The organism is Bacillus sp. AFS098217, from assembly GCF_002551815.1.
Classification (GTDB): Bacteria; Bacillota; Bacilli; order Bacillales; family Bacillaceae_G; genus Bacillus_A.
Window position 1 is genome coordinate 21,150 of sequence record NZ_NVPR01000088.1, and the last position, 7,258, is coordinate 28,407.

Genomic DNA, 7,258 nt, shown 5'->3' on the forward strand with positions numbered 1-7,258 from the left:
AAACAAAAGGGAGGATGCATTATATGATGACTGAAAAAGAATTAGAATTGTTAGCATGCCTTGAAAAAAACAGTCGTTTATCCGTAGAAACGTTAGCAAAAATGTTAAATATAGAAGTAGACGAAACAAAAGAGATGGTCGCAAAATTAGAAAGTGAAAAAATCATTGTGGATTATGTTACACATATCGATTGGACAAAGGTGAAAGAACATACTGGTTTAACAGCAATGATTGACGTGAAAGTTACACCAAAGCATGGTGTCGGATTCGATGCAGTTGCTGAGCAAATTTACCGTTATTCAGAGGTGAAATCGGTTTATTTAATGTCAGGGACATATGATCTTTCTATTACGTTAGAAGGAAAGAGTATGGCTGAAGTGGCAACATTTGTTTCAGAAAAATTAGCAACGATTGAATCGGTTGTTTCAACAACAACGCATTTTATTTTGAAGAAATATAAACATGAGGGCATTATTTATGAAAAAACTGATGATGATAAACGAATTGTGGTGACACCATGAAGCGGTTTGAACTATCAAGATCAGCAGAATCTTTACAGCCATCCGGCATTCGTAAGTTCTTTGACTTAGCGGCAGGGATGAAAGGTGTTATTTCACTTGGAGTCGGAGAGCCAGATTTTATTACGCCATGGAATGTAAGACAAGCATGTATTCGTTCATTGGAAGAAGGATACACAGCATATACTGCAAATGCAGGATTATTAGAGTTGCGTCAAGAAATAGCAAAGTACCTTCAAAAGCAATTTCATGTTTCCTATGATCCAAATGAAGAAATTATTGTTACAGTTGGGGCAAGCCAAGCGTTAGATGTGGCGATGCGTGCTATTGTAAATCCAGATGATGAAGTAATCATTATTGAACCGAGTTTTGTGTCTTATGCACCGCTTGTCACATTAGCTGGCGGGGTACCAGTTCCAGTAGCAACTTCTTTAGAATCTGCGTTTAAAGTACAGCCCGAGCAAATTGAAGCGGCTATTACAACGAAAACGAAGGCTATTTTACTTTGTTCCCCAAATAATCCAACGGGAGCACTTTTAAACAGATCTGAATTAGAAAAGTTAGCAGTAATCGTTGAAAAGTATAATCTCATTGTATTGTCGGATGAAATTTATGCGGAGCTTGTATATGATGAGGCTTATACGAGTTTTGCGAGTATTCAAAATATGCGTGACCATACAATCTTAATTTCAGGATTTTCAAAGGGATTTGCGATGACTGGATGGCGTCTTGGAATGATTGCGGCTCCGGTACATTTTTCAGAATTAATGCTTAAAATTCATCAATACTCCATGATGTGTGCACCGACAATGTCACAGTTCGCAGCATTAGAAGCGCTTCGCTCTGGAAACGATGAAGTGATTCGAATGAGAGAAAGTTATAAAAAACGCCGTAACTTTATGACGACATCATTTAATGAGATGGGCTTAACATGTCATATGCCGGGAGGAGCGTTTTATGTATTCCCTTCCATTTCCTCAACTGGATTGTCTTCAGCGGAATTTGCAGAACAATTATTGTTAGAAGAAAAAGTAGCAGTTGTTCCCGGAAGTGTCTTTGGTGAAAGCGGTGAAGGATTTATTCGTTGTTCGTATGCAACTTCGCTTGAACAGCTTATGGAAGCGATGAAGCGAATGGAGCGATTCATGGAGAATAAAAAAAGGACAAAACAGAATACGTTTTGTCCATAAAAAGGGGGGGAATACTAGAAAGCCATGTGTTAGTATTCTATCCCAATATTTAAAAAATATACGCATTAAAGGAAATTTTTTCATGAATTTTGAATGATATAGGAGCTAGTGGTATAATTTACTAATATGAGGGGGCTTTTCTTAGCAGGAGTTACTTTCGCCTGAGAATGGGCTTTCGCCAATCGGATATTTATCTTGTTATTTGCGGGCGGTTGCATCTGCGACTCTTTTTGTATGTTTGGCAGATGTCTTGCCAATTGCAAGTAGTGGGGAAAATGGTAAACGTATGGGAGTGTTTCATATGTCAGAACAATATACAGCAGGAGTGGTTGTAAAAGGGAAAGTGACTGGAATTCAAGATTACGGTGCATTTGTAGCATTGGATGAAGCAACACAAGGACTTGTGCATATATCTGAAATTACAAATGGATATGTAAAAGATATTCATGACTTTTTAAAGGTCGGAGATACAGTAGAAGTAAAGGTACTTTCAATTGATGAAGAACACAGAAAAATGAGTTTATCGTTAAAAGCAGCGAAGGGAAAGCAAGGAAAAGTTCTTGTACCGAATCCGTCTGATAAAGGATTTAATACGCTGCGTGAGAAGCTAACAGAGTGGATTGAAGAATCACAGTTATCAAAGTAAAAGAGGATCGCTATATGAGCGACCCTCTTTTACTTTATATTATGATATATATTAGCAAATATGATTGCAAGCAATCATATTCGTATGTCGGATGGGAAGGATGACATACTTGTTATCGAACTTCATTCGTTTCTGGGTGAGTGCCAAGATTTTCGGATGGCTTGAATAGTAAACCAAGGTTAATGAGCCCAGAAATACCAACGATACCGTAAATAATTCGTGCGAGAGCAGCGTGTTGTCCACCGAAAATAGCTGCTACTAAGTCAAATTGAAAGAATCCAATAAGTCCCCAGTTGACGGCGCCAATTACAGTGAATACTAATGCAATACGTTGTAAAGTACTCATTTCAAATAGCCCTCCTTAAATATGAAGCATAAGCAAGCCTTTTGTTATAAAGTATAATTGCACTTTAAGAGGCTTAACTCTCTTATAGAATGGTTATCTTTTGCTGTTTTTATACATTAAAAAATATCCATCATAGATATATACATCTATACCAAAAAATGAGGATTTTTATACGAAAAATGAACTTTTTTAAAAAAATAAATATTGGTTGCGTTTACAATTCTGCAATCGCTTGATTTACAACTTCAGTTTCGCTAAAGTGAATACAGAAATACATATACATAATTGGAGGGAAAAAGATGAGCACACATGTAACGTTCGATTATTCTAAAGCGTTATCGTTCATCAGTGAACACGAACTAACTTATTTACGTGATGCAGTAAAAGTATCACATCATGCAATCCATGAGAAAACTGGAGCTGGGAACGATTTCCTTGGGTGGGTAGAGCTTCCGCTTCAATATGACAAAGAAGAATTTACTCGCATTCAAAAATGTGCTGAGAAAATTAAAAATGACTCTGATATTTTACTTGTTGTAGGTATTGGTGGTTCTTACTTAGGAGCACGCGCAGCAATTGAAATGTTAAACCATTCTTTCTACAATATGCTTTCTAAAGAACAACGTAAAACTCCACAAGTGCTATTTGTTGGACAGAACATTAGCTCCACTTACATGAAAGATTTAATGGACGTATTAGAAGGGAAAGACTTCTCCATTAATGTTATTTCCAAATCAGGTACAACAACTGAACCTGCGATTGCATTCCGCCTATTCCGTAAATTATTAGAAGAGAAATATGGAAAAGAAGAAGCACGTAAACGTATTTATGCAACAACTGATAAAGCGCGCGGTGCTTTAAAAACATTAGCTGATGAAGAAGGATACGAAACGTTCGTAATTCCTGATGATGTTGGCGGTCGTTTCTCTGTATTAACACCAGTTGGTTTATTACCAATTGCAGTTAGTGGCCTAAATATCGAAGAGATGATGAAAGGTGCAGCTGCTGGACATGACGACTTTGCGAAATCAGAGCTTGAAGAAAACCCAGCTTATCAATACGCAGTTGTTCGTAATGCTCTATATAACAAAGGTAAAACGATTGAAATGCTTGTTAACTATGAGCCAGCACTTCAATACTTTGCTGAGTGGTGGAAACAATTATTTGGTGAAAGTGAAGGAAAAGATCAAAAAGGTATTTTCCCATCTTCAGCAAACTTTTCTACTGACTTACATTCATTAGGTCAATACATTCAAGAAGGACGTCGCGACCTATTTGAAACAGTTCTTAAAGTGGGTAAATCTATACACGAACTAAAAATCGAAAAAGATGAGAACGATTTAGATGGCTTAAACTACCTTGCTGGTGAAACTGTAGACTTCGTAAACACAAAAGCGTACGAAGGTACATTACTTGCACACAGTGATGGCGGAGTACCAAACTTAATCGTAAACATTCCAGAATTAAATGAGTATACATTCGGTTACCTTGTATACTTCTTCGAAAAAGCATGTGCGATGAGCGGCTACCTACTAGGTGTAAATCCATTTGACCAACCAGGTGTAGAAGCATACAAGAAAAACATGTTCGCTTTACTTGGCAAACCAGGATTCGAAGAACTAAAAGCAGAATTAGAAGAACGCTTGAAATAGGGAAAGCGGAAATGGCTCGTTCAGAATGGGAGGGGGATGGAGCCTCTGACATAGAGGCGCTCTTTGCCTCGGTGGAAGAAGCGAAGCCACTGACCATTCTAGCCATTGAAGCTGGATAGTAGAAAAGCGGAAGCAGCTTGCTCAGAAACGATGGGCATTGCAGCTGAACAAAAAAGCTGTTGGGATCATCCCAACAGCTTTTTTTACGGTAAGGAAGGGGCAAATCGTGCAGAAGAGGCGATGTGCTGTGTCGAAATGCCGATATGTTAATGCTAGAACAAATGTGAACCGGGCATGCTAAGAGAAAATCGAGGAAGGGTGAATGGCTTGATTCTGATTCAATCAGATTTAGAAGGTCGTACGTATGCTTTGTTTCAACTAGAGGAAACGTTAAAGCCACTTGGTTATAGCATTGGTGGCAATTGGGAGTATGACAATGGTTGCTTTGATTATAAGGTAGATGAGGATGATGGATATCAATTTTTAAGAGTCCCATTTACGGCGGTGGAAGGAGAGCTTGATAGGCCTGGTGTAGTCGTCCGGATTGAAACACCATATCTCCTTTCACATGTATATCAAGACGAACTGGATGATCAAGTAAATACATTAGCAGCTGGAACAAGTGGATTAGATCAGTTTGCGGAGCCGCAAGATGCAGACGGGGATATAAAAAGAAAATATATTGATATCGGAAAGGCCTTAGTAAAAGAGCTAGAAAAGCATCTTATTAATGTTTAATTAAGATAAATACGTCGCTTTCAATAATAACGAAGGAATGAACGGGATTGATATGATATTGTTCATTTCGCTGCACACCTAGCAGTAAGATATCCTGTTTTAAAAGCGAACTACTGCAAACTTCGAAAGTTTTTCCAATATAGGATGAAGGAGTATTCATTAGCTGTAATCTACTTTCTGATATTTCATTATAAAGGGTAAATAATACACCTGAAATAGAAGGGAATAAAAGAGATGCAGTAAAAACATAGCTTGTTAATTTATTTCCTTCTATAATTTCGTTTGCTCCTGCTCTAGTTGCATTTTGAATTTGTTCAGAAGTAAGGAGTTCAGCGATGCAATGAATGTTTGGGTTTAGCCCTTTGGCAGTTAAAATATTTAGAATGGATTGTGTATCAGCTAAGCTTTCGTTTTTTTCTTTGTCTGCAGTTATTAAAATCGTATGAGCTGTCTTAATGTTGGCTTTTAATAAAGTTTGATCGTGATGCGGGCATCCTTTAATAAACTCTAAGTGATGAAAGGGCTTCGGGAGTAAAGAAAGTGTTTCGTCTATTAAAACGATATTAAGATTTGGCTCTAAAACATGCATTTGACTTGCCACTTGTTTGGCTCTTTCATTCCAACCGACAATAATCATATGCCCGTGACAAGTTGCGGCATCTTCACCTTTAATTTTCATATATTGCTTGCTGATCATTTCGGTAGCGAATAATACCATGTAATAAGAGCAAAATCCTGTTCCTAATAAAATAAGAAGTATACCGAGCAGTTTTCCTAACGATGTATGCGGGACGTAATCACCGTACCCGACAGTAAAAATTGTAACAAGCGACCACCATATCCCATCAAGCCATGTAGAAAAATACTTTGGTTCTAATTTATATATGATAAAGCCAAAAACAGTAGTAAGAATGATAATAAAGCTAATTAAGCGAAAAATAATGGAGTCGCGAAATACATCCACTAGGTTAGCGCGTGATTTCAAAATCGTATACCTCCTTCTTATCATGTAAGGCTACATTCATTGTTACCATTATGGAAAAAAGAAAAACTCTCTATTTTGTAAGAGAGTTGTTTTGCGCTGAGAAATATTACATACTTTCAACTTCCGTTTGTTGAACACTTTCGAGATGCTGCAAGGCATAATAAACGTCAGCTGTATGTTTTTTTTGATCAACAGACAATTTAAGGTGTAAAAAGTGAGAGCCGTTCTCTAATGTTTTGAGTTTCATGTTTTTAACTTTTATGCCCATTTCCTTGATTTCTTCAATCACAATAGGGATGTTATTCATATCCCGTACAACCAGTTTAACAGCGATATCTCGCTGCCTTAGTGATCTAGGGCCTAAAAATTTCATTGTTAACGGTATAAGTTCGACACTAATCATAAGGAAACACATACCGAAAACCGCTTCAAGATAAAAACCAGCTCCAACAGCAATTCCAATACCGGAAGCACCCCAAATCATAGCAGCAGTAGTTAATCCTGCAATGCTGTCATTTCCTCTTCTTAAAATAACGCCAGCACCTAAAAAACCGATCCCTGAAACAATTTGAGCTGCAAGGCGAAGTGGATCCATGTTCATGTGATCTGTATGAGGTAAATTATAAGCAGCTTTAATAGAAACAATGGTAAGGAGGCAACTAATAATAGAGATGACTAAGCAAGTTTTTAAACCGAGTGGCTTTTTCTTTAATTCACGTTCTAAACCAATAGCGAATCCTAAAATAGCAGAGAGACCTAGCTTAATTAATAAATCGGTATAGTCCATATGTATTCCTCCTCATCTGTTTGTTTACTGTAATGTGGCAATAATATATGAGTAAAATAGTTACTCGTAACTTAAAGCTTCTATCAAGTTTGATATGACTTCCTGTCTTTGTAAAGAATATATGTAGTAATTTGTTAGAGATGAAAATGACTATAGTGAAAAAGGGCATTTTGTTTAAGTATATGAGGTTAAAACAGAAACTTGGTTATTTTTATAAAAAAGTTTTAAAAGGGTGTTGCATTTCAGATTTTCACATGATATATTAATAACCGTCGCTGATGCGAAACAGCAGAAAGCGAAAAAAGAAATTAAAAACTTTGTTGACATCGAAAAACGAAGATGTTAACATAAGGGAGTCGCAAATGAGCGGCAAACAAGTTCTCTGAAAACTGAACG

8 protein-coding genes are annotated in these 7,258 nt (G+C 37.1%); 5 read left to right on the forward strand and 3 right to left on the reverse strand.

Annotation, left to right across the window (positions count from 1 at the left end):
- Positions 1 to 23 precede the first annotated feature (23 nt).
- The 3 genes from COO03_RS21665 (at position 24) to yugI (ending at position 2,354) form a co-directional block, all read left to right on the forward strand.
- Positions 24 to 521: an Lrp/AsnC family transcriptional regulator gene (locus COO03_RS21665; protein ID WP_141523365.1), complete on the forward strand. Its 498-nt coding sequence runs from the start codon at positions 24 to 26 to the stop codon at positions 519 to 521.
- A complete protein-coding gene (locus COO03_RS21670; RefSeq protein WP_097899125.1) occupies positions 518 to 1,708 on the forward strand; it encodes an aminotransferase in 1,191 nt (396 codons plus the stop codon). The genes COO03_RS21665 and COO03_RS21670 overlap by 4 nt, the downstream gene beginning before the upstream one ends.
- A gap of 301 nt (positions 1,709 to 2,009) precedes the next feature.
- Positions 2,010 to 2,354: a S1 domain-containing post-transcriptional regulator GSP13 gene (gene yugI / locus COO03_RS21675; RefSeq protein ID WP_097899133.1), complete on the forward strand. Its 345-nt coding sequence runs from the start codon at positions 2,010 to 2,012 to the stop codon at positions 2,352 to 2,354.
- A gap of 112 nt (positions 2,355 to 2,466) precedes the next feature.
- On the opposite strand, the gene COO03_RS21680 is transcribed toward yugI, so the two are convergent.
- Positions 2,467 to 2,700: a DUF378 domain-containing protein gene (locus COO03_RS21680; RefSeq protein WP_097899126.1), complete on the reverse strand. Its 234-nt coding sequence runs from the start codon at positions 2,698 to 2,700 to the stop codon at positions 2,467 to 2,469.
- 299 nt (positions 2,701 to 2,999) lie between these two features.
- On the opposite strand from COO03_RS21680, the gene COO03_RS21690 reads away from it, so the two are divergent.
- Positions 3,000 to 4,352, forward strand: a complete 1,353-nt coding sequence (locus COO03_RS21690; RefSeq protein WP_097899127.1) for a glucose-6-phosphate isomerase — start codon at positions 3,000 to 3,002, stop codon at positions 4,350 to 4,352.
- Between the two features lie 327 nt (positions 4,353 to 4,679).
- Complete coding sequence (locus COO03_RS21700) at positions 4,680 to 5,090, forward strand: YugN-like family protein (protein WP_141523364.1); 411 nt, start codon at positions 4,680 to 4,682, stop codon at positions 5,088 to 5,090.
- Here the strand turns inward: COO03_RS21700 and COO03_RS21705 are convergent.
- Both COO03_RS21705 and COO03_RS21710 read right to left on the reverse strand, forming a co-directional pair.
- Positions 5,080 to 6,075, reverse strand: coding sequence for a potassium channel family protein (locus COO03_RS21705; RefSeq protein WP_097899130.1), 996 nt, complete (start codon positions 6,073 to 6,075; stop codon positions 5,080 to 5,082). The two genes, COO03_RS21700 and COO03_RS21705, sit on opposite strands and share 11 nt — an antisense overlap.
- Positions 6,076 to 6,181: 106 nt before the next feature.
- Positions 6,182 to 6,862 (reverse strand): MgtC/SapB family protein, encoded by a 681-nt coding sequence (locus tag COO03_RS21710; RefSeq protein WP_097899131.1) that lies wholly within the window; start codon positions 6,860 to 6,862, stop codon positions 6,182 to 6,184.
- Positions 6,863 to 7,258: the final 396 nt, after the last annotated feature.

Bases quoted from the DNA above. Each gene is read 5' to 3' on its own strand.
- COO03_RS21670 (WP_097899125.1), top strand. From the start codon at position 518: ATGAAGCGGTTTGAACTATCAAGATCAGCAGAATCTTTACAGCCATCC.
- yugI (WP_097899133.1), top strand. From the start codon at position 2,010: ATGTCAGAACAATATACAGCAGGAGTGGTTGTAAAAGGGAAAGTGACT.
- COO03_RS21710 (WP_097899131.1), bottom strand. From the start codon at position 6,862: ATGGACTATACCGATTTATTAATTAAGCTAGGTCTCTCTGCTATTTTA.
- COO03_RS21680 (WP_097899126.1), bottom strand. From the start codon at position 2,700: ATGAGTACTTTACAACGTATTGCATTAGTATTCACTGTAATTGGCGCC.
- COO03_RS21665 (WP_141523365.1), top strand. From the start codon at position 24: ATGATGACTGAAAAAGAATTAGAATTGTTAGCATGCCTTGAAAAAAAC.
- COO03_RS21690 (WP_097899127.1), top strand. From the start codon at position 3,000: ATGAGCACACATGTAACGTTCGATTATTCTAAAGCGTTATCGTTCATC.